The 25946-nt window shown below is 72.8% G+C and carries 21 protein-coding genes and 1 pseudogene; 11 read left to right on the forward strand and 11 right to left on the reverse strand.

Going from position 1 to position 25946, the window contains the following annotated elements; all coding sequences use genetic code 11:
• Positions 1 to 10 precede the first annotated feature (10 nt).
• Genes ACF1GV_RS11025 through ACF1GV_RS11035 form a run of 3 tightly spaced genes read left to right on the forward strand, consistent with a single transcriptional unit; the run spans position 11 to position 4611 of the window.
• Positions 11 to 1177, forward strand: coding sequence for a CaiB/BaiF CoA transferase family protein (locus ACF1GV_RS11025; RefSeq protein WP_391678919.1), 1167 nt, complete (start codon positions 11 to 13; stop codon positions 1175 to 1177).
• Positions 1174 to 2388: an acetyl-CoA C-acetyltransferase gene (locus tag ACF1GV_RS11030; RefSeq protein ID WP_391678916.1), complete on the forward strand. Its 1215-nt coding sequence runs from the start codon at positions 1174 to 1176 to the stop codon at positions 2386 to 2388. The genes ACF1GV_RS11025 and ACF1GV_RS11030 overlap by 4 nt, the downstream gene beginning before the upstream one ends.
• A gap of 42 nt (positions 2389 to 2430) precedes the next feature.
• On the forward strand, positions 2431 to 4611 hold the full coding sequence (locus tag ACF1GV_RS11035; protein ID WP_391678913.1) for a 3-hydroxyacyl-CoA dehydrogenase NAD-binding domain-containing protein: 2181 nt from the start codon (positions 2431 to 2433) through the stop codon (positions 4609 to 4611).
• Positions 4612 to 4620: 9 nt separating this feature from the next.
• Here the strand turns inward: ACF1GV_RS11035 and ACF1GV_RS11040 are convergent, their stop codons facing one another.
• The gene (locus tag ACF1GV_RS11040) at positions 4621 to 5319 is read right to left on the reverse strand and encodes a MerR family transcriptional regulator (RefSeq protein ID WP_391678912.1); all 699 of its coding nucleotides are present in this window, start codon (positions 5317 to 5319) and stop codon (positions 4621 to 4623) included.
• Between the two features lie 252 nt (positions 5320 to 5571).
• Between ACF1GV_RS11040 and ACF1GV_RS11045 the strand changes: the two genes are divergently transcribed.
• The 3 genes and pseudogenes from ACF1GV_RS11045 (at position 5572) to ACF1GV_RS11055 (ending at position 8114) form a co-directional block, all read left to right on the forward strand.
• Positions 5572 to 7029: an amino acid permease gene (locus ACF1GV_RS11045; protein WP_391678911.1), complete on the forward strand. Its 1458-nt coding sequence runs from the start codon at positions 5572 to 5574 to the stop codon at positions 7027 to 7029.
• 42 nt (positions 7030 to 7071) lie between these two features.
• Positions 7072 to 7149 (forward strand): annotated as a pseudogene (locus tag ACF1GV_RS11050) (Appr-1-p processing protein); the annotation flags it as partial.
• 47 nt (positions 7150 to 7196) lie between these two features.
• Positions 7197 to 8114 (forward strand): PfkB family carbohydrate kinase, encoded by a 918-nt coding sequence (locus ACF1GV_RS11055; RefSeq protein WP_391678910.1) that lies wholly within the window; start codon positions 7197 to 7199, stop codon positions 8112 to 8114.
• 164 nt (positions 8115 to 8278) lie between these two features.
• On the opposite strand, the gene ACF1GV_RS11060 is transcribed toward ACF1GV_RS11055, so the two are convergent.
• Positions 8279 to 9775: a M1 family metallopeptidase gene (locus ACF1GV_RS11060; protein ID WP_391678907.1), complete on the reverse strand. Its 1497-nt coding sequence runs from the start codon at positions 9773 to 9775 to the stop codon at positions 8279 to 8281.
• A 213-nt stretch (positions 9776 to 9988) separates the two neighbouring features.
• Here ACF1GV_RS11060 and ACF1GV_RS11065 point away from each other — a divergent pair, with 213 nt between their 5' ends.
• Positions 9989 to 11932, forward strand: coding sequence for a Xaa-Pro dipeptidyl-peptidase (locus tag ACF1GV_RS11065; protein ID WP_391678904.1), 1944 nt, complete (start codon positions 9989 to 9991; stop codon positions 11930 to 11932).
• A gap of 19 nt (positions 11933 to 11951) precedes the next feature.
• Here the strand turns inward: ACF1GV_RS11065 and ACF1GV_RS11070 are convergent, their stop codons facing one another.
• Positions 11952 to 12905, reverse strand: a complete 954-nt coding sequence (locus ACF1GV_RS11070) for an FAD-dependent oxidoreductase (protein WP_391678903.1) — start codon at positions 12903 to 12905, stop codon at positions 11952 to 11954.
• A gap of 400 nt (positions 12906 to 13305) precedes the next feature.
• On the opposite strand from ACF1GV_RS11070, the gene ACF1GV_RS11075 reads away from it, so the two are divergent.
• The gene (locus ACF1GV_RS11075) at positions 13306 to 14943 is read left to right on the forward strand and encodes an ABC-F family ATP-binding cassette domain-containing protein (protein WP_391678900.1); all 1638 of its coding nucleotides are present in this window, start codon (positions 13306 to 13308) and stop codon (positions 14941 to 14943) included.
• On the opposite strand, the gene ACF1GV_RS11080 is transcribed toward ACF1GV_RS11075, so the two are convergent.
• The 5 genes from ACF1GV_RS11080 to ACF1GV_RS11100 form a co-directional block, all read right to left on the reverse strand.
• Positions 14940 to 15530, reverse strand: coding sequence for a DinB family protein (locus tag ACF1GV_RS11080; RefSeq protein ID WP_391678898.1), 591 nt, complete (start codon positions 15528 to 15530; stop codon positions 14940 to 14942). The genes ACF1GV_RS11075 and ACF1GV_RS11080 overlap by 4 nt on opposite strands.
• Before the next feature lie 49 nt (positions 15531 to 15579).
• The gene (locus tag ACF1GV_RS11085) at positions 15580 to 16152 is read right to left on the reverse strand and encodes a putative glycolipid-binding domain-containing protein (protein WP_391678897.1); all 573 of its coding nucleotides are present in this window, start codon (positions 16150 to 16152) and stop codon (positions 15580 to 15582) included.
• Between the two features lie 66 nt (positions 16153 to 16218).
• Entirely contained in the window at positions 16219 to 18606 is a 2388-nt protein-coding gene (locus tag ACF1GV_RS11090) for a Tex family protein (RefSeq protein ID WP_391678896.1), read from the reverse strand.
• 175 nt (positions 18607 to 18781) lie between these two features.
• On the reverse strand, positions 18782 to 18913 hold the full coding sequence (locus tag ACF1GV_RS11095) for an LPFR motif small protein (RefSeq protein WP_258054876.1): 132 nt from the start codon (positions 18911 to 18913) through the stop codon (positions 18782 to 18784).
• Positions 18914 to 19018: 105 nt separating this feature from the next.
• On the reverse strand, positions 19019 to 19888 hold the full coding sequence (locus tag ACF1GV_RS11100; protein WP_391678894.1) for a hypothetical protein: 870 nt from the start codon (positions 19886 to 19888) through the stop codon (positions 19019 to 19021).
• Between the two features lie 125 nt (positions 19889 to 20013).
• On the opposite strand from ACF1GV_RS11100, the gene ACF1GV_RS11105 reads away from it, so the two are divergent.
• Positions 20014 to 20973 (forward strand): GlxA family transcriptional regulator, encoded by a 960-nt coding sequence (locus tag ACF1GV_RS11105; protein ID WP_391678892.1) that lies wholly within the window; start codon positions 20014 to 20016, stop codon positions 20971 to 20973.
• Positions 20974 to 20984: 11 nt separating this feature from the next.
• Positions 20985 to 21620, forward strand: a complete 636-nt coding sequence (locus ACF1GV_RS11110; protein WP_391678889.1) for a DJ-1/PfpI family protein — start codon at positions 20985 to 20987, stop codon at positions 21618 to 21620.
• Here the strand turns inward: ACF1GV_RS11110 and ACF1GV_RS11115 are convergent.
• Positions 21607 to 22356, reverse strand: coding sequence for an enoyl-CoA hydratase/isomerase family protein (locus ACF1GV_RS11115; RefSeq protein ID WP_391678887.1), 750 nt, complete (start codon positions 22354 to 22356; stop codon positions 21607 to 21609). The genes ACF1GV_RS11110 and ACF1GV_RS11115 overlap by 14 nt on opposite strands.
• A 335-nt stretch (positions 22357 to 22691) precedes the next feature.
• Between ACF1GV_RS11115 and ACF1GV_RS11120 the strand changes: the two genes are divergently transcribed.
• Entirely contained in the window at positions 22692 to 23201 is a 510-nt protein-coding gene (locus tag ACF1GV_RS11120) for an ATP-binding protein (protein ID WP_391679613.1), read from the forward strand.
• A gap of 49 nt (positions 23202 to 23250) precedes the next feature.
• Here the strand turns inward: ACF1GV_RS11120 and idi are convergent, their stop codons facing one another.
• Together idi and ACF1GV_RS11130 are read right to left on the reverse strand one after the other, a co-directional pair.
• Positions 23251 to 23847, reverse strand: a complete 597-nt coding sequence (gene idi, locus ACF1GV_RS11125) for an isopentenyl-diphosphate Delta-isomerase (protein ID WP_391678885.1) — start codon at positions 23845 to 23847, stop codon at positions 23251 to 23253.
• Positions 23848 to 24056: 209 nt separating this feature from the next.
• Entirely contained in the window at positions 24057 to 25001 is a 945-nt protein-coding gene (locus ACF1GV_RS11130; protein ID WP_391678883.1) for a cation diffusion facilitator family transporter, read from the reverse strand.
• Positions 25002 to 25946: the final 945 nt, after the last annotated feature.

Here is a 25946-nt window from a genome sequence, read left to right on the forward strand (position 1 = left end):
GGGGGCCTGGATGGCCACGGCACCGACGACGCCCGCGCAGGGGCCGCTGACCGGCGTGCGCGTGGTCGAGCTGGCCGGTATCGGCCCCGGTCCGTTCGCCGCCATGCTGCTGGCCGACCTCGGCGCCGACGTGGTGCGCGTCGACCGGCCCGGCGGCCCCGGCCTCGGCATCGACCCGGCGTACGACGTCACCAACCGCAACAAGCGCTCGGTGGTGGTCGACCTGAAGGACCCCGGCGGACCACAGTGCGTCCTCGCCCTGGCCGCCCGCGCCGACCTCCTCATCGAGGGCTACCGTCCCGGCGTCGCCGAGCGCCTCGGCGTCGGCCCGGAGGCCTGCCACGCCCGCAACCCGAAGCTGGTCTACGGCCGCATGACCGGCTGGGGCCAGGACGGCCCGCTCGCCGACCGCGCAGGTCACGACATCGGCTACATCGCCGTCACCGGCACCCTCGGCATGATCGGCGGCCCCGACCAGCCGCCCCCGCCCCCGGCCAACCTCCTCGGCGACTACGCGGGCGGCTCCCTCTACCTCGTCGTCGGCCTCCTCGCCGCGCTGCACCACGCGCGCGCGTGCGGCACCGGGCAGGTCGTCGACGCCGCGATCGTCGACGGCACCGCCCATCTGTCGGCGATGATCCACGGCATGCTCGCGGCCGGCGACTGGCAGGACCGGCGCGGCGCCAACCTCCTCGACGGCGGCTGCCCCTTCTACGGCACCTACGAGACCGCCGACGGCCGGTACATGGCGGTGGGCGCGCTCGAGCCGCGGTTCTACGACGCGTTCACCGACCTGCTCGGCATCGACGGCGAGGTCCCGGCCCGGCACGAGGTCGCCCGCTGGGGCGAGCTGCGCGAGGCGGTCGCCGCCCGCTTCAAGGCCCGTACCCAGGACGAGTGGACGGCCGTCTTCGAGGGCTCCGACGCCTGCGTGGCGCCCGTGCTGTCGCTCCGTGAGGCCCCGCACCACCCCCACCTCGCCGCCCGCTCCACCTTCACCGACCACGGCGGCATCACCCAGCCCGCCCCGGCGCCGCGCTTCTCCGCGACCCCCGCCACCATCCGCAGCGGCCCGGCGCGACCCGGCGCCGACACCGCGGACGTGGCCCGCGACTGGGACGTACCCGAACTGCTGCCCCCGCCTTCCTCCCACCTTCAGCGAAAGGCCTCCTCGTGAGCACCGAAGCGTACGTGTACGACGCCATCCGCACCCCGCGCGGACGCGGCAAGGCAGGCGGCTCCCTGCACGGCACCAAGCCCGTCGACCTGGTCGTCGGCCTCATCCACGAGATCCGCGCCCGCTTCCCGGGCCTGGACCCGGCGGCGGTCGACGACATCGTGCTCGGCGTGGTCGGCCCGGTCGGCGACCAGGGCTCCGACATCGCGCGGATCGCCGCGATCGCCGCCGGCCTGCCCGACACGGTCGCCGGCGTGCAGGAGAACCGCTTCTGCGCCTCCGGTCTGGAGGCGGTCAACCTGGCCGCCGCCAAGGTCCGTTCCGGCTGGGAGGACCTGGTCCTCGCGGGCGGCGTGGAGTCGATGTCCCGGGTGCCGATGGCCTCCGACGGCGGCGCCTGGTTCAACGACCCGATGACCAACCTCGCCACCAACTTCGTGCCGCAGGGCATCGGCGCCGACCTCATCGCCACCATCGAGGGCTTCACCCGCCGGGACGTCGACGAGTACGCGGCCCTTTCCCAGGAGCGCGCGGCAACCGCCTGGAAGGAAGGCCGCTTCGAGCGGTCCGTCGTACCCGTGAAGGACCGCAGCGGCCTCGTCGTCCTCGACCACGACGAGCACCTGCGCCCGGGCACCACCGCCGACTCCCTCGCCAAGCTCAAGCCGTCCTTCGCGGACATCGGCGAACTGGGCGGCTTCGACGCGGTCGCGCTGCAGAAGTACCACTGGGTGGAGCAGATCGACCACGTCCACCACGCGGGCAACTCCTCCGGCATCGTCGACGGCGCCTCCCTCGTCGCCATCGGCTCGAAGGAGGTCGGCGAGCGCTACGGCCTCACCCCGCGCGCCCGGATCGTCTCCGCCGCGGTCTCCGGCTCCGAGCCCACCATCATGCTCACCGGCCCCGCCCCCGCCACCCGCAAGGCCCTCGCCAAGGCCGGACTGACCATCGACGACATCGACCTCGTCGAGATCAACGAGGCGTTCGCGGCGGTCGTGCTGCGCTTCGTGAAGGACATGGGCCTGTCGCTGGACAAGGTCAACGTCAACGGCGGTGCCATCGCGCTCGGCCACCCGCTCGGCGCGACCGGCGCGATGATCCTCGGCACCCTCGTCGACGAACTGGAGCGCCAGGACAAGCGCTACGGCCTCGCCACCCTGTGCGTGGGCGGCGGCATGGGCATCGCCACCGTCGTCGAGCGCATCTGACCTTCCCAACGGATCACCACGGACCATCACGGAGCAGCTTCCATGAGCACTGAGCCCACCACCATCCGCTGGGAACAGGACGACACCGGTGTCGTCACCCTCGTCCTCGACGACCCCAACCAGTCCGCCAACACCATGAACCAGGCCTTCCGCGATTCGCTGGCCGCGGTCGCCGACCGCCTGGAGGCCGAGAAGGACTCGATCCGCGGCGTCATCGTCACCTCCGCCAAGAAGACCTTCTTCGCCGGCGGCGATCTGCGCGACCTCATCCGGGTCACCCCCGAGACCGCGCAGGACCTCCTCGACGGCGGCATGGCCATCAAGCGCAACCTGCGCCGCATCGAGACCCTCGGCAAGCCCGTCGTCGCCGCGATCAACGGCGCGGCCCTGGGCGGCGGCTACGAGATCGCGCTGGCCTGTCACCACCGCGTCGCCCTGGACGCCCCCGGCTCCAGGATCGGCTGCCCGGAGGTCACCCTCGGCCTGCTGCCCGGAGGCGGCGGCGTCGTGCGCACCGTCCGGCTGCTCGGCATCACCGACGCCCTGCTGAAGGTCCTCCTCCAGGGCACCCAGTACAACCCGCGCCGCGCCCTCGACAACGGCCTGGTGGACGAGGTCGTCGACAGCCACGAGGAGCTTCTCGCCCGGGCCCGCGCCTTCATCGACGCCCACCCCGAGTCCGAGCAGCCCTGGGACCGCCCCGGCTACCGCATCCCCGGCGGCACCCCCTCGAACCCGAAGTTCGCCGCCAACCTGCCCGCCTTCCCGGCCAGTCTGCGCAAGCAGACGGGCGGCGCCCCCTACCCGGCGCCGCGCAACATCCTCGCCGCCGCCGTAGAGGGCGCCCAGGTCGACTTCGAGACCGCGCAGATCATCGAGGCCCGCTACTTCGTGGAGCTGGCCGCGGGCCAGACCTCGAAGAACATGATCCAGGCGTTCTTCTTCGACCTGCAGGCCGTCAACTCCGGCGCCAACCGCCCGAAGGGCGTCGAGCCCCGCAAGGTCCGCAAGGTCGCCGTGCTCGGCGCCGGCATGATGGGCGCCGGCATCGCCTACTCCTGCGCCCGCGCCGGCATCGACGTCGTCCTCAAGGACGTCGCCCTGGAAGCCGCCGTCAAGGGCAAGGGCTACTCCGAGAAGCTGTGCGCCAAGGCCGTCGCCAAGGGCCGTACGACGCAGGAGAAGGCCGACGCGCTGCTCGCCCGCATCACGCCCACCGCCGATGCCGCCGACCTCGCGGGCTGCGACGCGGTCATCGAGGCCGTGTTCGAGGACACCGCGCTCAAGCACAAGGTGTTCCAGGAGACCGAGTCCGTCGTCGCGCCGGACGCGCTGCTGTGCTCGAACACCTCCACGCTGCCCATCACCACGCTCGCCGAGGGCGTCGAGCGGCAGACCGACTTCATCGGGCTGCACTTCTTCTCGCCGGTCGACAAGATGCCCCTGGTGGAGATCATCAAGGGCGAGCGCACCGGGGACGAGGCCCTCGCCCGCGCCTTCGACCTGGTGCGGCAGATCAACAAGACGCCGATCGTCGTCAACGACTCGCGCGGCTTCTTCACCTCCCGGGTCATCGGCCACTTCATCAACGAGGGCGTGGCCATGGTCGGCGAGGGCATCGAGCCCGCGTCGGTCGAGCAGGCCGCGGCCCAGGCCGGCTACCCGGCCAAGGTGCTCTCCCTGATGGACGACCTGACGCTGACCCTGCCCCGCAAGATCCGGAACGAGACGAAGCGGGCCGTGGAGGAGTCCGGCGGCACCTGGACGGCGCACCCGGCCGAGGCCGTCATCGACCGGATGGTCGACGAGTTCGGCCGCACCGGCCGCAGCGGCGGCGCCGGCTTTTACGAGTACGGCGAGGACGGCAAGCGGCTGCGCCTGTGGCCGGGCCTGCGCGAGCACTTCACGCAGGAGGGACGCGAGATCCCCTTCCGCGACATGCAGGAGCGCATGCTGTTCTCCGAGGCGCTGGACACCGTCCGGTTGCTGGAGGAGGGGGTGCTGACCTCGGTCGCCGACGCCAACATCGGCTCGATCCTCGGCATCGGCTTCCCCGGCTGGACGGGCGGCGTGCTGCAGTACATCAACGGCTACGACGGCGGTCTCCCCGGCTTCGTGGCACGCGCGCGTGAGCTCGCCGAGCGCTACGGCGAGCGCTTCACGCCGCCGGCGCTGCTGGTGGAGAAGGCGGAGACGGGGGAGACCTTCACGGACGGGCGCTGAGCGGCCGTATCACTCATCGGCGCTGTCCAGCCACTCCCGCAGCTCATCCTTCAGCGACCGCTGGAAGGTCGTGAGCAGTGCCTGCACCACCAGTGGGTGCATATGGGCGGACAGTGACTTCACATCCTGCGGGCCGCGGTCGGCGACCGCGGCCCGCAGCAGTCCCGACAGCTCCCGCGCGGCTGCACGGGAGTGCTCGATCAGCACGGTACGGGCGGCGAGGACCGTCTCCTGCGACAGCGGTACGTCCAGCAGCCCGACGCCGAGCCGCAGCAGCCCGGCGTCGACGCGGAACGCGTCCCCGTCCGGCACGACCACGTCCATGGCCGTCAGCCGCCGCAGGTCTTCGTCGCCGAGCGCGCGGCCCGCCCGCCGCTCCAGCTCCTCCCGGCTCACCGACTCCACCGTGTCCGGCGCCCACGACGCCACCACCGCGCGGTGCAGGGCGAGGTCGCGGGCGCTCAGGTCGGCCGGGAGCTGCCGCAGATACCGCTCGATCGCCGCCAGCGTCATCCCCTGGCGCTGGAGCTCCTCGATCAGCGCCAGGCGCGCGAGATGACCGGGGCCGTAGTGGCCCACCCGGCGCGGGCCCAGCACGGGCGGCGGGAGCAGACCCTTGGTGCTGTAGAAACGGACCGTGCGCACGGTGACGCCCGCGCGGGCGGCCAGCTCGTCGATCGTGAGGGTCGGCTCCTCGGTCGTCGTCATGTGCAGCAGTATCACTGTCTCACCGGTGCTGTGACACCTGTCGTGCGAGGAGTGGACCGCTCGTCCGCCCTGGTGAACGCGCCGTGAACCCCATGTGAGAAGAACCGCTCTGTGACATGGACCATCGCATGAGAAGTGATCCAGCGGGGAAGCTGCTGCCTTGGTCTGTGCCGTGAGGGGGTGGTGCGGGCCAAGCCACGTACGAGTCCCGAGGGCAACCCGCTCGGGCCGCACCAGAGAGTGGAACCACCCGTGAGCAAGGAAGCCGTGCACACGGCACAGGCCGCCGCCCACCCCGCGGCGACCGCAACGCCCGCGGACGCGGGCGACGCCGGTTACAGCAAGGACCTCAAGCACCGCCACGTCAACATGATCGCGATCGGCGGCGCGATCGGCACCGGCCTCTTCCTGGGCGCCGGTGGCCGACTGCACAGCGCGGGCCCCGCCCTCGCGCTGGCCTACCTCGTCTGCGGCATCTTCGCCTTCTTCGTGGTGCGGGCGCTCGGCGAGCTGGTCCTCTACCGCCCCTCCTCCGGATCCTTCGTGTCGTACGCGCGCGAGTTCCTCGGCGAGAAGGGCGCATACGTCGCCGGCTGGATGTACTTCCTGAACTGGTCGACGACCGGTATCGCCGACATCACCGCGATCGCGCTGTACACGCACTACTGGAGCCTGTTCACGCCCATCCCGCAGTGGGTGCTGGCGCTGATCGCGCTCGCGGTGGTGCTCGCCGTGAACCTCATCTCCGTGAAGATCTTCGGCGAGATGGAGTTCTGGTTCTCGATCGTCAAGGTGGCCACGCTCGTCGCCTTCATGCTGATCGGCATCTTCCTGCTGGCCACGCAGCACGAGGTCGGCGGTCACACGCCCGGCCTCAGCATGGTCACCGACCACGGCGGCGTCTTCCCGCACGGCGTCATGCCGGTCGTCCTGGTCATGCAGGGCGTGATCTTCGCGTACGCGGCGCTGGAACTGGTCGGTGTCGCGGCCGGCGAGACCTCCGAGCCCGAGAAGGTCGTCCCGCGCGCGGTGAACTCGATCATGTGGCGGGTCGGTCTGTTCTACGTCGGTTCCGTCGTCCTGCTGGCGCTGCTGCTGCCGGGGTCGGTGTACTCCGGTGACCAGAGCCCCTTCGTGACCGTGCTGTCGAAGATCGGCGTGCCGGCGGCCGGCGACGTGATGAACCTCGTCGTCCTGACCGCGGCCATGTCCTCGCTCAACTCCGGCCTGTACTCCACCGGCCGCATCCTGCGCTCCATGGCGATGGCGGGCTCGGCGCCGAAGTTCACCCGCGTGATGAGCCGCACCCAGGTGCCGTACGGCGGCATCCTGCTGACCTGCGGAATCTGTGTGCTCGGCGTGGGCCTGAACTACCTGATGCCGAGCCAGGCCTTCGAGATCGTGCTGAACGTGGCCTCCCTCGGCATCATCAGCACCTGGGTGATCATCATGATCTGCCATCTGGTCTTCGTGCGCCGGGCCAAGGCGGGCCTGGTCACCCGGCCGCACTTCCGCCTGCCGGGCAGCCCCGTCACCGAGATCGCGACGGTGGCGTTCCTGCTGGCCTGCCTCGGCATGATGTGGAACGACCCCGAGGTCGGCCGCAAGACGCTGCTCCTGATCCCGCTGATCGCGGTGCTCCTGGTCGCCGGCTGGTTCGCCGTGCGCCGCCGCGTGGCCCAGAACGCGGAGTACGAAGTCACGCAGTAGCAGCCCATGGCCACTGTCGGTGGCACCCCCTAGGGTGGCGTCATGTCGGAGATCACATATGGCCGGGGTGACGCCACCGCGCCGCCGGTCAAGGGCGTCAAGCTGATCGCCCACGTCTGCCGGTCACGGCAGAGCGCCGTGACGGTCCACGACCACGGGCAGGGGCTGTGAGCCGGGACCTCGACGTTCTCGTGCTGGGCGGGGCCGGGGTGGACACGATCGTCCAGGTGCCCGAGCTGCCGCTGCCCTATGCCGACAGTTACATGATCGACTCCGGCATCCGTACCCGCGCCGGCCAGACCGGCGACTTCGTCTCGCTCGGTCTGGCCGCCCTGGGCCTCGCCGTCCACCATGTCGACCTGCTCGGCGACGACCCGGAGGGCGACCTGGTGCGCGACCTGCACCGCGACCACGGCATCGCGCTCACCGCGATCCCGCAGCCGGCCGGCACCAAACGCGCGGTGAACCTGGTCGGCCCGGACGGCCGCCGTCTGTCGCTGTACGACACCAGCCGCAGCCGCCCCGGCGACCGGCTGCCCGAGGACACCGTCCGCCGCCTCGCCGCCACCGCCCGGCACGCGCATGTGTGCATCACCCAGCCGTGCGCCGACGCCCTGCCGGCGCTGCGCGCGGCCGGCGTGACGATCTCCACCGACCTGCACGACTGGGACGGCGAGAACCCCTACCACGAGCAGTTCGCCTACGAGGCCGACATCGTCTTCCTGTCGGCCGCCGCTCTGACCGACCCCGAGGGCACCCTGCGCCGCATCGCCGCCCGGGGCCGCGCCCGCCTCGCGGTCGCGACGGCCGGGGCGGAGGGCGCCCACCTGCTGGCCGAGGGCACCCTGACCCGCATACCGGTGGCGGCGCCGCCCGCACCGGTGGTGGACTCCAACGGCGCGGGTGACGCCTTCGCCGCCGGCTTCCTCTTCGGCTTCCTGACCGGCGAGCCGCCGCAGCGCTGCGCCTTCTACGGCACACTGGCCGGCGCCCACGCCTGCACGGTCCCGGCGACCCGCACGGCCGCCCTCGGCCGCACCGAGCTCCTGGCCCGGGCGACCGAGGCGGAACCCGTCACCGGCTAGCCGACCCGGGGCCACAGCCCCGAGGCGGCCGGCAGGCCCGTCGTCGCACCCTCCGTGTCGGCCGGCGGGCCCGGAGTCGCACCCCGCCGGCCGGCCGGGTCGGCCTCAGCCTCCGCGTCGGCCGGCAGGGCCTGCGTCACCCGCCCGCCGGCCCCGCCTTCCGCTCAGTGCCCGTGCACCTCGTTCGTCGCCGCGATCTTCTTCCAGGACTTCGGCTGGGCGGCCGGGGCCGCCGAGGTCCGGGCGAAGGATTCCGCGCGGGCCGCCGGAGCGCTCGGCTTCACCGGCTGGTACAGCCAGGTGTCGAAGAGGGCCGCGAGCGGCTTGCCGGAGACCTGCTCGGCGTAGCGCTGGAAATCGGCCACCGACGCGTTGCCGTACGCGTACTGCTGCGGCCAGCCCTTCAGGATCCTGAAGAACGCGTCGTCACCGATCTCGTTGCGCAGCGCCTGGATGGCCAGCGCGCCCCGGTCGTAGACCGCGATGTCGAACTGGTTGTCCGGACCCGGGTCGCCCGGCTTCACCGTCCAGAAGGGGTCGTCGGCCGGGTGCGATGCGTAGGTGTAGTCCGCGAGTTCCTGCGTGGTGCCCTCGCCCTCGTGCTCCGACCACAGCCACTGCGCGTACCGCGCGAAACCCTCGTTGATCCAGATGTCCTTCCAGCCCTTGAGCGACACACTGTCGCCCCACCACTGGTGGGCCAGCTCGTGCACGACGACGGAGGTGTTCGCGCCGTTCGCGAACTGCCGCGGGCTGTAGTAGACGCGCGTCTGGGTCTCCAGCGCGTACCCGGTGGTCGTGTTGGGCACATAGCCGCCCGCCGACGAGAACGGGTACGGGCCGAAGTAGCCGCTCAGCCAGTCGACGAGCTCCCCGGTGCGCTCCACGCTCGCCCGGGCCGCGCCGTCGTTGTCGCCGAGGTCCTTGCTGTAGGCGTTGACGACCGGGACGCCGCCCTCGGAGGTGGACGTGGTGACGTCGAACCTGCCCAGCGCCAAGGTGGCCAGATAGGTCGCCTGCGGCTTGTTCTCACGCCAGTTCCACCGCGTCCAGCCGAGCTTGGAACTCGTGGACTGAAGCGTGCCGTTGGAGAGGGCCTGGGTTCCGTCGGGCACCAGCACCGACACGTCGTAGGTGGCCTTGTCCAGCGGATGGTCGTTGCTCGGGAACCACCACCAGGCCGCTTCCGGCTCGTTCGCCCCGATGCCGCCGTCCGGGGTGCGGTGCCAGCTCGTGAAGCCGTACGCCTTCTTCGACGACGGTACCCCGCTGTAGCGCACGACGACGGTGACCGCCGTCCCCTTCGGCAGCGGCGTCCTCGGCGTGATCACCAGCTCGTGCTCGCCCGACGTCGTGAAGGCCGCCTTGGCCCCGTTGACCCGGACCTCGCTCACATCCAGCAGGAAGTCCAGGTCGAACCGCGACAGATCCTGCGTGGTCCGCGCCAGGATCGTCGCGGTGCCCTCCAACTCGTCGGTGGCCGGCTGGTACTTCAGCCTCAGGTCGTAGTGGGAGACGTCGTATCCGCCGTTGCCGTAGGCCGGGTAGTAGGGGTCGCCGATGCCCGGGGCGCCGGGGGAGAAGCTCGCCGCCGATGCCGGGATCGCCAGCAGGACGGAGGCGGCGGCCAGTGCGCCCGGCGCGATGATTCTGCGGTGCACGAAAGCTCCAAGTCGTAGGGGACCGAAGTTCGTTCGAGCCTATTGAGTCCCTCCGCCTCCGGTCATGTCCATGGTCCCTCCTGTCACACGATCGCCATTCAGCCGTCATGACCGAAGCCGTTCCACGCTCCTCACGGCCTGCTCGCCCGACACGGCTCACCGGCCCCCGTATGCGCTCTTCTGCACGGGAGTTGACCGATGTACCGTCCGCGCATGCCGAAACGCACCCGCTTCACGACCACAAGAACGCTCGTGACAGCCGCGGTCGCCGCCCTGGTGGCCGCTCTCCTCACCCCGGCCGCCGCGCACGCCACCCCGCGCGAGAGCCGGCCCGTCTACTCGTACGCGCACGCCATCCGCGAAGCCGTCTGGGTGGACACCGGACTCGACGGCGACGGCGACGGCCGCACCGACCGCGTCGCCGCGGACATCGTCCGGCCCAGCGAGCCTGCCGCGCAGGGCCGCAAGGTGCCCGTCATCATGGACGCCAGCCCCTACTACTCCTGCTGCGGCCGCGGCAACGAGAGCCAGAAGAAGACCTACGACGCACACGGCGACATCCTCCGGATGCCGCTGTTCTACGACAACTACTTCGTTCCGCGCGGCTACGCCGTCGTCGGCGTCGACCTCGCCGGTACCAACCGCTCCGACGGCTGCGTCGACGTCGGCGGCCGCTCCGACGTCCTGTCCGCCAAGGCCGTGATCGACTGGCTGAACGGCCGCGCGAAGGCGTACACCTCCCGAACCGGCACCACCACCGTCACAGCCGGCTGGACCGACGGCCGCACCGGAATGATCGGCAAGAGCTGGGACGGCACCATCGCCAACGGCGTCGCCGCGACCGGCGTCAAGGGCCTGAAGACCGTCGTCCCGATCAGCGCGATCTCCTCCTGGTACGACTACTACTTCCAGCAGGGCGCTCCGCTGTACGACTCCGGCCCCGAGTGGCTGTCCGACTACGTCGAGAGCCCCGACGCCCACGCCAAGTGCGCGGCCGTACAGCAGAAGCTGGTCGACGGCGCGCCCCGCAGCGGCGACTGGACGCCCCTGTGGACCGAGCGCGACTACGTCAAGGACGCGAAGAAAGTCCGCGCCAGCGTCTTCCTCGTGCACGGCATGCAGGACCTCAACGTGCGGACCAAGCACCTCGGCCAGTGGTGGGACGCCCTCGCGAAGAACGGCGTGAAGCGCAAGATCTGGCTCTCCCAGACCGGGCACGTCGACCCCTTCGACTTCCGCCGCGCCCCGTGGGTCGACACCCTGCACCGCTGGTTCGACCACGAACTCCTCGGCTACGACAACGGCATCGACCGCGAACCGATGGCCGACATCGAACGCCACCCCGACCAGTGGGTGACCTCGCACGTCTGGCCCCCGAGCGGCACCCGGCTCACCACCCTGCGGCCCGCCCCCGGCACCGAGTCCGGCGTCGGCACCCTCGGTCTGCGCCCGGCCACCGGCACCGCGACCTTCACCGACGACCCGAAGCACAGCGAGACCGACTGGGCGGCCCAGATCGACCGGCCGACCCCCGACAAGGCCGGCTTCACCACCGCGCCGCTCACCCGCGACCTGCGTCTGTCCGGCTCCTCCAAGGTCACCGTCACCGCGACACCGACCACCAGCACGGCCCATCTGTCGGCGGTCCTCGTCGACATCGGCCCGGCCACCGTCCGGGACTACGCCGACGCCGGCGAGGGCATCATCACCCTCACCGAACACACCTGCTGGGGCGCGAGCACCGCGGGCGACAGCGCCTGCTTCAAGGAGACGCGGGCCAAGACCACCGACGTCGGCTACACCGTCGTCAGCCGCGGCTGGGCCGACCTCGGCACCTGGGCCCACCCGGGCAAGGGCGCGCCGCTCGTGCCGGGCCGGTCGTACACGATCACCGTCGACCTGGCGGCGACCGACCACGTCGTGCCCAAGGGCCACCGGCTGGCGCTGATCGTGGCCGGCACCGACAAGGACCTCATCGATCCGCCGTCCACCACCCCGACCCTCACCCTCGACCTGTCCCGGACCTCCGCCCGGCTCCCGCTGGCCGGCGGTGCCGGTGCCTTCGCCCGCGCCACGGCCGGAGCGGCCACCCCGGCCCAGCACCCGACGACGCTGAACGGCGTGCACGGGCCGCGCACCACCCCGCGCGTGCCCTGACCCCCACGAGAGCCGCCCCTCAGGAGGGGGCGGCCAACGCGGCCGCCTCCTCCGCACAACCCCACGCCACGGTGACGCCCGCGCCGCCGTGCCCGTAGTTGTGCACCACCACCCGCCCGTCCGGCCGCGGTTCGCGCTCCAGCCGGACCGCGTCCCGGGCGGGCCGCAGCCCCACCCGGTGCTCCAGGACGCGCGCCCCGGCCACCTCCGGCCGCAGCGCCGCACACCGCCGTACGATCGCCTCGGCCACGGCCGGGTCGGGCTCGGTGGACCAGTCGCCGTCCTGCGCGGTGCCGCCCAGCAGCAGACGGTCGGTGTGCGGCAGCAGATAGGCCAACTCGCCCTCGGCGGTGGTCGAGACGACCCAGGTGCGCACGCCGGGGTTCTCCACCACGACCAACTGCCCCCGCACCGGCCGCACCGCCGGATCGGGGACGAGCCGACGGGCGCCCAGACCCGTGCAGTTGACCACCACCGCGGCCGGCACCCGGTCCAGATCGGACACCGTGCGCTCCTCGACGATCCCGCCCGCCGCCGTGAACCGCCGCCGCAGCCACGGCAGATGCACCGCCATGTCGATCAACGGCAGCCGCGCCCACACCCCCGACCCGGCGTACTCCTCCTTCACGGAGGCCCGCAGCCCCGGCAGCCGGGCGGCAGCCCATCCCGCGACCTCCTCCAGCTCCGTCTCGCCCAGCACCCCGTCGACCAGGCGCACGCCGGTCGCCTCCGGGCGCTCCGCCAGCTCCTCGTACACGTCCAGGGAGCGCAGTGCCCACGCCCGCGCCGAGGCCACCGGTTTGATGTGGTACGGCCACCACAGCGCACCGGCGACCGCCGATGTCGTCCGCTCCACCGGGTCCCGCGTCCACACGCGCACCCGCCGGCCGCGCTCGGCGAGCACCACGGCGGTGGTCAGCCCCACGACCCCGCCACCGACCACGATCACGTCGTCCCTGCGCTCACTTTCCACACCGGGACGGTAGCGGAACGTGTCAGCGCTCACATCGGTGACGACGCGGGAATGCTCACCGCATGTCTGCCGTGCTTCGCCGAACGGTGCGCGGCCTGCTGCGCGAGGCCGAGGCGCCGCTGCCCGGCGGGCGGTCCGTCATCACGGCTGCCCCGAGTGCGCCGACCTGGCCTGCGGGCGGTCACCGCGGTCATCGAACACGCCCTGGACCGCAGCCCCGTCGGCAGCGCCGCCTGACCCGCCCGGGGCGAGGCGGGTCGAGGTCACCTCGCCGTGCCGGGTGCGGTAGACGGCGTACCGTGTGGACCGGCCCTCGCCACACCCACGGGATCTTCGACGGCATCCTCGAGACCGGCAGGCACCGCGTCCTGCTGGACGCCCCGTTAGGATCGGCGCCCTGATGACTGCCACTCTCGTCGCCAAGAACCTCGCCGCCGGGCACGGCGACCGCTCGCTCTTCTCCGGGCTCGACCTCGTCGTCGCGCCCGGCGACGTGATCGGGCTGGTCGGTGCCAACGGCGCGGGCAAGTCCACGCTGCTGACCATGCTCGCCGGGCTCCTCCCGCCCGAGCAGGGCGAGCTTCGCCTGTCCCCGCCGACGGCCACCGTGGGCCACCTCCCGCAGGAACCCGAGCGGCGGCCGGGGGAGACGGTCCGGGAGTTCCTGGCCCGCCGCACCGGCGTCGCCGCCGCCCAGCGGGCCATGGACGAGGCCACGCAGGGGCTGGTCGACGGGGCGCCCGGCGCTGACGACGCGTACGCGGTGAGCCTGGAGCGCTGGCTCGCCCTCGGCGGCGCCGACCTCGACGAGCGCGCGGAGGAGGTCGCCGACTCCCTCGGTCTGGCCGTGGGTCTGGACCAGCCGATGACGTCGCTGTCCGGCGGCCAGGCGGCCCGCGCCTCCCTCGCCTCACTCCTGCTGTCGCGCTACGACGTCTTCCTCCTCGACGAGCCCACCAACGACCTCGACCTGGACGGCCTGGAGCGTCTCGAACGCTTCGTGAGCGGGCTGCGCGCGGCCACGGTCGTCGTCAGCCACGACCGCGAGTTCCTCACCCGCACGGTCACCAAGGTGCTCGAACTCGACCTCGTCCAGCAGCAGATCAACCTCTACGGCGGCGGCTACGACGCCTACCTGGAGGAGCGCGAGGTGGCCCGCCGCCATGCACGCGACGACTACGACGAGTACGCCGACAAGAAGTCCGCGCTGGAGGACCGGGCGCGCACCCAGCGCGCGTGGATGGACAAGGGTGTGAAGAACGCCCGGCGCAAAGCGGGCGACAACGACAAGATCGGCCGCAAGTTCCGCAGCGAGGCCAGCGAGAAGCAGGCCGCGAAGGCCCGCCAGACGCAGCGGCTGATCGAGCGCCTCGACGTCGTCGAGGAGCCGCGCAAGGAGTGGGAGCTGCGCATGGAGATCGCCTCCGCCCCGCGCTCCGGCGCGGTCGTGGCGACCCTGCGCGACGCCGAGGTCCGGCGCGGCGACTTCACCTTCGGCCCGGTCTCCCTGCAGATCGACTGGGCGGATCGGGTGGCGGTCACCGGTGCGAACGGCGCCGGCAAGTCCACCCTGCTCGGCGCCCTGCTCGGCCGTGTCCCCCTGGCCGCCGGGCACGCCGCGCTCGGCTCGGGGGTGCTCGTCGGCGAGGTCGACCAGGCGCGGCGGCTGTTCCACGGCCCGGAGTCCCTGCTGGACGCCTTCTGCGCGGCCGTCCCCGACACCGAACCGGCCGAGGTCCGCACGCTGCTCGCCAAGTTCGGCCTCAAGGCCGGCCATGTCGTGCGCCCGGCGGCGACGCTCTCCCCGGGCGAGCGCACCCGGGCCGCCCTGGCGCTCCTGCAGGGCCGGGGCGTCAACCTCCTCGTCCTCGACGAGCCGACCAACCACCTCGACCTGCCGGCCATCGAGCAACTGGAATCCGCGCTCGACGCCTACGAGGGCACCCTGCTCCTGGTCACCCACGACCGCCGCATGCTGGACGCCGTCCACGTAACCCGCCGCCTGGAGGTCGCGGACGGCAAGGTCACCGAACGCTAGGGGGCGTCTCCGCCGTACAGGCCGGCCGCCTCCTTCGCCGCCCGCTCCACGCGGGCCACGTGCCCGGGGTCGTGCGGTGCCACGTTGCCGCCGCCCGCCCGCTGGCCCGCGGTGCCGTCGATCAGCTCCCGGACGATGTCGGCGTGCCCGGCGTGCCGGTGCGTCTCGCCGATCATGTGAGTGAGCACCCGGTGCAGGGTCAGTTCGACGCCTGGGCCGCCGGGCAGCCGGCCCACCGCGTCCAGCGGCAGCGCCTCGATCGTGGCGTCCGCGTGCGCCCACGCCCGCCGGTACCCGGCGACGATCCGCGCGCGGGGCTCCTCGGGCCGGGCCCACAGGTCAGCGTCCGGTTCGGCGTCGCCCGCGATCCACAGTGCCGGCCCGTCGAAGGGCCGCCCGAAGGTCGCGCCGAAGTACAGTGCCTCGGCGCCGGTCAGGTGCTTCACCAGGCCCAGTAGATTGGTGCCGGTCGGGGTCAGCGGGCGGCGGACGTCGTACTCCGAAACTCCCTCCAGCTTCCAGAGCATGACCTCGCGGGCGTCCTGGAGGCAGCGGCGGAGGTCTTCCTTGGGTTCGGTCGCGCTCATGCGGCCAGTCTGCCGACGCGACGATCTTCCTTCACCCTGTTATTCCGCGTTATTCCGCCGCGATCCGTGTCGCCAGCCGCGGATAGTGGACGACGAACCCGTCCGCGTCGATCTCCAGGTCGCTGCGGAAGGAGCCGGAGGCGTAGCGGACGCGACCGCCTCCGCCGGACAGGCGGGCGAGATGGGTGTAGGTCTGCCGGGACGGGCGTACCACCAGGCCCGGCACCGACACCCAGGCCATCAGGAACTCCTGCTCGCCCACTGCCCGGTGCAGCGCGTGGCGCAGCAGCGGCATGGTGTTGGTGAGCGGGCTGAGCCCGAGGTCGCAGTCGAGGGCGCCGGTCAGCGGGGGCAGGGGTTCCCCGTCGGCGCTCCAGCCGCCGCGGCCGTCGTGGCGCAGCTCCAGGGTGCGGGTGCGGGCGGCGGTCTCCGCGGTCACCAGCAGCCGCCGCGTGACGAAGTCCTCCGCGGTTTCCAGCTCGTAGGAGATCCAGTACGGCTCCGGCGTGGTGCCGACCGCCCGTCCCCGGGCGTGCAGGGCGCCCGGGCCGCAGTCGACCCACGCGGTCTCGTACCCACCGCTCGCCGGCACGTCCCAGGTGAGCACACGCGAAGTGGTCATACGGCCACTGTACGAGCGCGCCCGGTTCCGCCCCTGCCGGAGCGGAACCGGGCGCCCCGAAACGGCCTAGCGGCGGCCCTTCTTGTCGCCGCCCAGCAGCCCCGCGCGACGCAGCGCGTCGGCCATGGCGCTGTTCGCCGGAGCCTGACGGCCACCGCCGCCGCCACCGGCACCACCGCCGCCCCCGCGGCCCTGACGCTGCTGCGGCGGGCGTCCGCCGCGCTGCCGGCCGCCGCCGGGAGAGGCGGACTTCTCCTGGGGGGCAGCCTCGTCGTCGAGACGCAGGGTCAGCGAGATCCGCTTGCGCGGGATGTCGACCTCGAGGACCTTCACCTTCACGATGTCGCCGGGCTTGACGACGTCGCGCGGGTCCTTGACGAACGTCTTCGACATCGCGGAGACGTGCACCAGCCCGTCCTGGTGGACACCGACGTCGACGAAGGCACCGAAGGCGGCCACGTTGGTGACGACGCCCTCGAGGATCATCCCGGAGGCGAGGTCGGAGATCTTCTCGACGCCCTCCTTGAAGGTGGCCGTCTTGAAGGCGGGCCGCGGGTCGCGGCCGGGCTTCTCGAGCTCCTTGAGGATGTCGGTGACGGTCGGCAGACCGAACGTGTCGTCGACGAACTCCTGCGGCCGCAGCGAGCGCAGCACCGCGGTGTTGCCGATCAGGGAGGCGACCTCCTGCCCGGTGTTCTTCACCATGCGGCGCACCACCGGGTAGGCCTCGGGGTGCACGCTGGAGGCGTCCAGCGGGTCGGTGCCCCCGCGGATGCGCAGGAAGCCGGCGCACTGCTCGTACGCCTTCGGGCCGAGCCGCGGCACCTTCTTCAGCTGCGCGCGGGAGGTGAAGGGGCCGTTGGCGTCGCGGTGCGCCACGATGTTCTCGGCGAGCCCTGAGGTGATACCGGAGACGCGGGCCAGCAGGGGCGCGGACGCGGTGTTGACGTCGACACCGACGCCGTTCACACAATCCTCCACGACCGCGTCCAGCGAGCGGGACAGCTTCACCTCGGACAGGTCGTGCTGGTACTGGCCGACGCCGATCGACTTCGGGTCGATCTTCACCAGCTCGGCCAGCGGGTCCTGCAGCCGGCGCGCGATGGACACCGCGCCGCGCAGCGACACGTCCATGTCGGGCAGCTCCTGCGAGGCGAACGCCGACGCCGAGTACACCGAGGCGCCGGCCTCCGACACCATGACCTTGGTGAGGTTCAGCTCCGGGTGCTTGGTGATCAGCTCACCGGCGAGCTTGTCGGTCTCGCGGGAGGCGGTGCCGTTGCCGATGGCGATCAGCTCGACCGCGTGCTCCTCGGCGAGCCGGGCCAGCTTGGCGATCGCCTCGTCCCACCGGTTCGCCGGGACGTGCGGGTGGATGACGTCCGTGGCGACGACCTTGCCGGTGGCGTCGACGACGGCGACCTTGACGCCCGTACGGAAACCGGGGTCGAGGCCGAGCGTCGCGCGCGTGCCCGCGGGGGCGGCGAGCAGCAGGTCCCGCAGGTTGGCGGCGAAGACGCCCACGGCGTCGTCCTCGGCGGCCGTGCGCAGCCGCAGCCGCAGGTCGATGCCCAGGTGGACGAGGATGCGGGTGCGCCAGGCCCAGCGGACGGTGTCCTTCAGCCACTTGTCACCCGGCCGCCCGCGGTCGGCGATCCCGAACTTCGCGGCGACGATGCCCTCGTACGACGACGGGCCGTCCGTGGGCTCCTCCGGCTCCAGGACGAGGTCGAGGACCTCTTCCTTCTCGCCGCGCAGCATCGCCAGGACGCGGTGCGAGGGCAGCTCGGTGAACGGCTCGGCGAAGTCGAAGTAGTCGGCGAACTTGGCGCCCGCCTCCTCCTTGCCCTCGCGCACCTTCGCGGTCAGCCGGCCCCGCACCCACATGCGCTCGCGCAGCTCGCCGATCAGGTCGGCGTCCTCGGAGAACCGCTCGGTGAGGATCGCGCGGGCGCCGTCCAGGGCCGCCTGCGGGTCGGCGACGCCCTTGTCGGCGTCGACGAAGGCCGCTGCGGCCGCGAGCGGGTCGACGGACGGGTCGCCGAGCAGTCCCTCGGCCAGCGGCTCGAGACCCGCCTCGCGGGCGATCTGCGCCTTGGTGCGCCGCTTGGGCTTGTACGGGAGGTAGATGTCCTCCAGCCGCGCCTTGGTCTCGGCGCCGCGGATCCGCGCCTCCAGCTCGTCGGTGAGCTTGCCCTGCTCGCGCACCGACTCCAGGATCGCCGTCCGGCGCTCCTCCAGCTCACGCAGATAGCGCAGCCGCTCCTCGATCGTGCGCAGCTGCGCATCGTCGAGCATCTCGGTCGCTTCCTTGCGGTAGCGGGCGACGAAGGGCACCGTCGAACCGCCGTCGAGCAACTCCACGGCGGCCTTGACCTGCCGCTCTCGTACGCCGAGCTCCTCGGCGATCCTGCCTTCGATGGACCCTACTTCGATGGATCCGGGTGTCGTCACGATCCCGTACCGCCTTCTCCACATCGGGTTGCGCGGCAATTGTGGCAGGCGGCACCGACAACGTGGATCAGGGCGTGCCTCCCGGCGGGGCGGGATCGCGCACGCCGGGACGGCGGGGCGGCCGGGGCGGGAGGGCGGTGGTCAGCGTGTCACCGGCCCGCCCCGCCCCCTGGGCTCAGGCCCCATGTCCTCGGGCCGTGCTCGAGGCGCCGCCGAACAGGCGGGCCACGGCGCGGAACGGCAGGGTCACCACCGTGGCCACCGCCGAGCCGATCTGGCGCAGGACGTCTGCGATCGCACGCAACACGTAGATCCCCTTTGTTCGTCCGGGTTGCTGTCCCGGACCGGGTACCGCGCCGCTGTGCTCCCATGCCCGGGCCGCCGGCGGCTCGGCACTCGCCGGACCAGCGGCTCAGCCCTTGCCGACCAGGTCCGCCGGGAAGGCCCCCGCGAGGGCGGCGGTGCGGGCGAAGGCGCCGGCGAGGTCCGTGAGCCGCGCGACGTCCTCCGCGCCCAGGTGCTCGTACGGCGCCCGGTCCAGCCGGTCCGTCTGCTCCTCGATGTCCGCGCGCAGCGCCACGCCCTGCTCGGTCAGTTCCCCCGACGCGTCGAGCAGACCGCGCCCGCGCAGCCGCGCCCGGGCCGCGTCCCAGTCCGCGCGCGTCCAGCCGCGTGTGGTGAACACCCAGGCCGGGGTCATGCCCTTGCCCGTCGCGGTGTGCGTCACCACGGCCTCGAGACCGTCCAGCTCGGCCGCCAGCAGTACGGCGAGGTGCCCGTCGCCCCGGTGCTCGCGCAGCAGCGTCGCCGCGTGCCAGAACGCCAGGTGCGGCTCCTCGGGCACCGGCAGGTCGGCGTGGGCGGAGTACAGCGGCCGCCCGGGGCGGGAACAGGCCTGCGCGGCCCGCAGCGCCAGCCGTGCCGCCTCGGCCATCTCCTTCGACGCGATCGCCTCCTCGCCCAGCAGGCGGCGCAGCGATCCGTCGACGGCACGCGCGCGTGCCGCGAGCACATCGGCCGGCGCGGCCGTCGCCCACACCGCGGGCACGTGCTCGGCGACCAGGTCGTACCGGTAGTTGTAGAAGGCCGCGGCGACGGTGCCGGCGCCCACCGGCCCGAGCGCCGCCGACCGGACGGCGAAGTTGACCCCGCGGGGGTGCGTGATCCCCAGCGCGCCGAGTTCCTTGCCCAGTTCGGGCGCGAAGTAGTGCATGGCGTGCAGCGTGTTGAGCGCGTTGTGGCAGCGGCGGCCGGCGCGCGGCGCGAGGACGGCGGTAGTCATGCGGGCACGTTACCGACCGGTCGGTATCTGCTCCAGTCCCCGGGCCTCACTCACCGCCCGCGATGGCAGAAAAGGTGGGAAATTCGTCGTTGCCGCCATGGCGCGACTCCCGAAGAATCGTCGGCATGGCGCAGCGAACCGTTCTCTTCGTGCTCTTCGACGGCGTGCAGAGCCTCGACGTCACCGGCCCCCTGGAGGTCTTCACCGGTGCGGAGAAACAGACCCCGGGCAGCTACCGCCTGCGTACGGCGTCCGCGGGGGGCGCCCCCGTGCGCACCTCCAGCGGCCTGCTCCTCGTACCGGACGAGGCGCTGGAGGACACGCCCGACCCGCACACCCTGCTCGTCCCCGGCGGGCAGGGCACACGCAGCCCCGACCCGCACCTGGTCGACTGGCTGCGCCGGCACGGACCGCGTGCGCAGCGTGTGGTCTCGGTGTGCACCGGCGCGATCCTGCTCGCCCGGGCGGGACTGCTGGACGGCCGGCGCGCCACCACGCACTGGGCGTACTGCGACAAGCTCGCCCGGGACCACCCCGCCGTCCAGGTCGACCCCGACCCCATCTACGTCCGCGACGGCCACGTGAGCACGTCCGCAGGCGTCACCTCCGGCATCGACCTCTCGCTCGCCCTGGTCGAGGAGGACCTCGGCCGGGACGCGGCGCTCACCATCGCCCGCCACCTGGTCGTCTTCCTGCGCAGGCCCGGCAACCAGGCGCAGTTCAGCGCCCAGCTCGCCGCGCAGACCGCCTCCCGCGAGCCGCTGCGTGAAGTCCAGCAGTGGATTACCGAACACCCGGACGACGACCTCGGCGTGGAGGCGCTCGCGGCGCGCGCCCGGCTCTCGCCGCGTCACTTCACGCGCGCGTTCCAGGCCGAGACCGGCACGACACCCGGCCGGTACGTCGACCGGGTCCGCCTGGAACACGCCCGCCGTCTGCTCGAGGACACCGGCGACGGCGTGGAGGAGGTCGCCCGGGCCAGCGGCTACGGCACCCCGGAGGCCATGCGACGCGCCTTCGTCAAGGCCCTCGGCGCCTCCCCGGCGGAGTACCGCCGCCGCTTCCGCCCCGCCCCCACCCGTTGAGAGGGATCCTCATGCAGATCGCCATGGTCGTCTACGACGGCTTCACCGCCCTCGACGCCGTCGGGCCCTACGAGATCCTCAGCCGCCTGCCGGACGCGCACGTCGACTTCGTCGCCGAGGAACCGGGCGCCGTCCGCACCGACACCGGATTCCTCGCCGTCACCGCCGACAGGGCCCTGCGGGAGGTGCCCAGCCCCGACGTCGTGGTGGTGGCGGGCGGCCCCGGCACCTTCGCACAGGCGGAGAACGAGGCACTGGCCGAGTGGTTGCGCACGGCCGACGCGACGAGCACCTGGACGACCTCCGTGTGCTCCGGGTCGCTGCTGCTGGGCTGCGCCGGCCTGCTGCGCGGCCGGCGCGCCACGAGCCACTGGGCCGCGCTGGACCTGCTGCGGCAGTACGGCGCCGAGCCCACCGGGCAGCGGGTGGTCTTCGACGGCAAGTACGTCACCGCCGCCGGGGTCTCCTCCGGCATCGACATGGCGCTCGCCCTTGTCGGCCGGATCGCCGGCGACGAGCACGCCCAGGCCGTGCAACTGCTGACCGAGTACGACCCGCAGCCGCCCTACGACGCGGGGTCGCCCGAGAAGGCGCCCGCGCACCTCGTCGAGGAGTTCCGCACCGCGAGCCGATTCAGCCTGACGTAGTCCAGGTGAAGCGCGGCGCGCGGCGCTCAAGGAACGCGGCGACGCCCTCCGCGGTGTCGCCGCTGCCGCGCGCCTGCCGCGCCCAGTGGTCCTCGCGGTCCGTGCGGCCGTTCGCGAACTCCTTGGCGGCGGCCTGCGTGAGCTGCGAGCGGGCGGCCAGGACGCGGGTGAACTCGGCGACCCGCTTGGCCAGTTCCCCCTCGGGCAGCAGTTCGTCGACCAGGCCGGTGCGCAGGGCCCGTTCGGCGTCGATCAATTCACCGGAGAACAGCAGGTACTTCGTGGTCGCCGGGCCGACCAGCGCGGTCAGCCGGCGGGTGGCGGAGGCCGGATAGACGATCCCGAGCTTCGCCGGGGTCACCCCGAACAGCGCTCCCTGCTCCGCGAACCGCAGATCGCAGGCCGCCGCCAGCTGGGCGCCGCCGCCCACGCAGTGGCCCCGCACCGCGGCCAGCGTCGGCTTGGGAAACGCGGCCAGGGCCTCCTCGGCGAGCACCGCCAGGCGCTGGGCCTCCTCGGGGGAGCCCTGGAGCGTGGAGATGTCGGCGCCCGCGCAGAAGGTGCCGCCCTCGCCGGTCAGCACCAGGACGCGCACGTCCGGATCGGCGGCCAGGGTGTCCAGCAGCGGCGGCAGCGCCTGCCACATCGCCGCCGTCATGGCGTTGCGCTTGGCCGGATGGCGGATGACGACGGTGGCGACCGCTTCGGTGACGCTGTGCAGCAGCTCGGGCTCCATGGGCCGGATGCTATCGGCGCCGCCGGACCCCCGGGCGGCGCCGGGAGTGAGACCACCCACCGACGGAAGGTGAAACGTCTCACGCTGGGCGAAGACGGCCGGGGACGGCCGACGCCGGACCGCACGCGACGGCTCCCACCGAACCCGTACAACCCGAAGAGTTCCGGAAGGCGGCACGACGTCGACACGAGCAGTCCCACATCTGACCGTGTCATACGCCAACGGTCACGAACGCTCGATATGTGCCTACTTCTGTTCAGGTGTGCGGACGGGAGCGACGCGTTCTCAACACTCGACGTGTGGTGACAATCGAGCGCAAGGGTGGCGACCGGACGATGGACGATCAAGGGCGCGGGTCCGCCCCACGCCCCGCGGGCGGCGCGGAGGCACCCGCCGACCCGGCGAGACGGGACCCGCTTCCGTACGAGGGCGTGTGGCGGTTCACCGCCCCCGCTGTCGACGCCTCCGTACCGCAGGCCCGGCACGCCGTGCGGGACCTGCTGTACCGCCAGGGCGTCCCGGTCTCCTCCGACCTGCTGCAGGGACTGCTGCTGATCGTCTCGGAGCTGGTGACCAACGCCGTCCGGCACGCGGCGCTGCTGTCGCCGATGCTCGCCGTGGAGGTGGCGGTCGGCGCCGAATGGGTGCGGGTGTCCGTGGAGGACAACCACCCCTACCGCCCCACCGCCCTGGAGGCCGACCACGGGCAGCTCGGCGGGCGCGGGCTGCTGCTGGTCCGCGAGATCACACGGGAGGCGGGCGGGGTGTGCGAAGTGGAGCACACCGCGAGCGGCGGCAAGGTGATCTGGGCGGCCCTGCCGCTCACGCCCGCGCGCGTGCCGTAACGTTCCTCGACCGGCCCGGCGGCCTGCGCCCACCGGAACGGGGCGGCGCTCACCAGCCTGCGCCCGGGCCCGTCAGCTCCCTGATCGCCGGGCGCGCCGCGTCCAGGACGGTCATGAACCAAGCGGAGAACGTGTCCTGCGCGTGGCGCTCGGCCAGCTCGGCGGAGGTCACGAAGGCTGTCGCGCCGACCTCCTCCGGGTCCGGACGCAGCGCGGACTGCACGAGCCCGACGAACAGGTGGTTGTACTCCTGCTCCACCAGGCCCGATGCCGGGTCCGGGTGGTTGTAGCGCACCGTGCCGGCCTCGGCGAGCAGTGACGGGGACACGCCGAGCTCCTCGTGGGTGCGCCGGGCGGCGGCGGCGAAGGGCGCCTCACCTGGGTAGGGATGGCCGCAGCAGGTGTTCGACCAGACGCCGGGGGAGTGGTACTTGCCCAGCGCCCGCTGCTGGAGCAGCAGCCGGCCGGTCTCGTCGAAGAGGAACACGGAGAACGCCCGGTGCAGCTGCCCGGGAGCCTGATGGGCGGCGAGCTTTTCCTCGGTGCCGATCGTCACGCCGTTCTCGTCGACCAGTTCCAGCAAAATCGCGTCCGCGGCGCCGTCCGACGACGAGGTGCGCGTCGCAGTGGCAGGTGTGATCGGCATACCCATCCTTCGCATCGTCCTACGGCCCCAGTCTGCCGTACCTGTCCGGCACTCCCGGCCCTTGGCGACGCGCCCGCATGTCCCGCGCCGACGCGGACCGCGGCCGTGGCCGTCCGGTCACCGGAAGGGGGCCCGGTGGTTGATGTTGCCCGGGGCGACGGCTGCGGAACCGTCCTTTCCGGGTGAGCGGGAGGTGACGGCGGGGGCGCTCAGTGGCACAGGTGCGCTTCGTGCTCCGCGTGGCCGCCCGGCTCCAGCTGGAAGGTGCAGTGCTCGACGTCGAAGTGGCCGCCGAGGCACTCCTGCAGCTCGTGCAGCATCTTCTCGTGGCCGATCGCGCTGAGGACCTCGGTGCTGACCACGACGTGCGCGGACAGCACCGGCAGGCCGGAGGTGATCGTCCAGGCGTGCAGGTCGTGGACGTCCTCCACGCCGTCCAGGGCCAGGATGTGCATGCGCACCTCCGCCATGTCCACGCCCTTCGGCGCCGACTCCAGCAGCACGTCCAGGGTCTCGCGCAGCAGCTTGACGGTCCGCGGGACGATCATCACGGCGATGACCAGGGAGGCGATCGGGTCGGCGGCCTGCCAGCCGGTGAGCAGGATCACGCCCGCGGCGATGATCACCGCGACCGAGCCGAGCGCGTCCGCGGCGACCTCGAGGAAGGCGCCGCGCACGTTGAGGCTCTCCGCCTGGCCGCGCATCAGCAGCACGAGCGAGACGCTGTTGGCGACGAGGCCGACCAGACCGAAGACGATGGTCAGGCCGCCCTCGGTGGCGGCGGGGGTGACGAAGCGCTGGATCGCCTCGATGAGCACATAGCCGCCCACGCCGAGCAACAGCAGACAGTTGGCGAGCGCGGCGAGGATCTCGGCGCGGGCCAGGCCGAAGGTGCGGCGCTCGCTCGGCGGACGGTTCGCGAAGTGGATCGCCAGCAGGGCCATGCCGAGCCCGAGGGCGTCGGTGGCCATGTGCGCGGCGTCGGCGACCAGCGCGAGGGAGTCGGCCAGCAGGCCGCCGACGATCTCGACCACCATCACGGTGAGCGTGATCCCCAGCGCGGCGCGCAGCCGCCCGCGGTACGCCGCGGTGGCCGTCCCGGCGGTGTGCGCATGTCCACCGTGACCGTGCGCGTGGTCGTGGCCAACCCCCATGAAACTCCTCCTGTTGAACGTCCGGGCCCCCAGTCAACTACGGGTGGGGGGTATCGGGCAACGCGGCACTGAACACCGTTGTCATGTGCCCTGACCTGCACAAACGAACCCCAGGTCAGGGCGTTGCGGGCTGCTCCGCAAGGGGAGCGGGCCGCGGGCGCCGGGGGTGTCGAGCCCGGCGGGGGAGGGACCGGGTCAGGATGGTGGGGGCGGCTCTGCAGGGGGAGGGCTGCGGCGGGCTGGGGTCGCGCGAGCCCGGGTTGCTCCGCCGGGGCGGGCTGCGGCGCCGCGTGAGCCCGGCGGGGCCGGGGGCCGGCCGGGGATCGGGTGCGGTGGACGACGCGTGGGCCGGGCTCCGTGGCCCGCGTCGGGGTCGGGTCGGCGGAGGGAGGTGGCCGGCGCCGATTGCTCGGCCACCGAGACGCGCGGGCCGCCAGACCCAGCCACACCGTCCGGGGAACTGACGGCGTGGTCCCTCGGCGCGTGCCCCCACGACCCTGGCCCGCCGCCTGGCGCGTGGCTCCCGCCCCGCCGCAGGCGCCCCGTGGCCCCGGCCCACCACCCGATGCGCGGCTTCCGCCCCGCCTCTGCATGCCGCCGGGCGGCCTTGCTCTGCCGTCAGGCGGGCGGTTCCGGCCCACGGTGCATGCGGTCCGGTGGGCCTGGGCCCGCCGCCCGGTGCGGCTTCCGCCCCGCCCTGCATCCCGCCGGGCGGCCTTGCTCTGCCGTCAGGCGGGCGGTTCCGGCCCACGGTGCATGCGGTCCGGTGGGCCTGGGCCCGCCGCCCGGTGCTGCTCCCGGCCCGCCCTGCACGCCGCCGGGCGGGCCTCGTCCCGCCACCCGGCGTGCCCCCGGCTCCCCCACCCCTGGTACGCGGCCCCGCCTCTTGGCCCCGCGCGAGGCCCGCCCCGGCTCGGCCCCCCGTGTCCATCGCCGAGATACAGG

The sequence above is a fragment of the Streptomyces sp. NPDC014006 genome, assembly GCF_043088925.1.
Classification (GTDB): domain Bacteria; phylum Actinomycetota; class Actinomycetes; order Streptomycetales; family Streptomycetaceae; genus Streptomyces.

Bases quoted from the DNA above. Each gene is read 5' to 3' on its own strand.
- ACF1GV_RS11075 (WP_391678900.1), top strand. From the start codon at position 13,306: ATGACTGCCACTCTCGTCGCCAAGAACCTCGCCGCCGGGCACGGCGAC.
- ACF1GV_RS11130 (WP_391678883.1), bottom strand. From the start codon at position 25,001: ATGGGGGTTGGCCACGACCACGCGCACGGTCACGGTGGACATGCGCAC.
- ACF1GV_RS11100 (WP_391678894.1), bottom strand. From the start codon at position 19,888: ATGACTACCGCCGTCCTCGCGCCGCGCGCCGGCCGCCGCTGCCACAAC.
- ACF1GV_RS11085 (WP_391678897.1), bottom strand. From the start codon at position 16,152: ATGACCACTTCGCGTGTGCTCACCTGGGACGTGCCGGCGAGCGGTGGG.
- idi (WP_391678885.1), bottom strand. From the start codon at position 23,847: ATGCCGATCACACCTGCCACTGCGACGCGCACCTCGTCGTCGGACGGC.
- ACF1GV_RS11035 (WP_391678913.1), top strand. From the start codon at position 2,431: ATGAGCACTGAGCCCACCACCATCCGCTGGGAACAGGACGACACCGGT.
- ACF1GV_RS11120 (WP_391679613.1), top strand. From the start codon at position 22,692: ATGGACGATCAAGGGCGCGGGTCCGCCCCACGCCCCGCGGGCGGCGCG.
- ACF1GV_RS11080 (WP_391678898.1), bottom strand. From the start codon at position 15,530: ATGAGCGCGACCGAACCCAAGGAAGACCTCCGCCGCTGCCTCCAGGAC.
- ACF1GV_RS11065 (WP_391678904.1), top strand. From the start codon at position 9,989: ATGCCGAAACGCACCCGCTTCACGACCACAAGAACGCTCGTGACAGCC.
- ACF1GV_RS11110 (WP_391678889.1), top strand. From the start codon at position 20,985: ATGCAGATCGCCATGGTCGTCTACGACGGCTTCACCGCCCTCGACGCC.
- ACF1GV_RS11115 (WP_391678887.1), bottom strand. From the start codon at position 22,356: ATGGAGCCCGAGCTGCTGCACAGCGTCACCGAAGCGGTCGCCACCGTC.
- ACF1GV_RS11040 (WP_391678912.1), bottom strand. From the start codon at position 5,319: ATGACGACGACCGAGGAGCCGACCCTCACGATCGACGAGCTGGCCGCC.
- ACF1GV_RS11105 (WP_391678892.1), top strand. From the start codon at position 20,014: ATGGCGCAGCGAACCGTTCTCTTCGTGCTCTTCGACGGCGTGCAGAGC.
- ACF1GV_RS11025 (WP_391678919.1), top strand. From the start codon at position 11: ATGGCCACGGCACCGACGACGCCCGCGCAGGGGCCGCTGACCGGCGTG.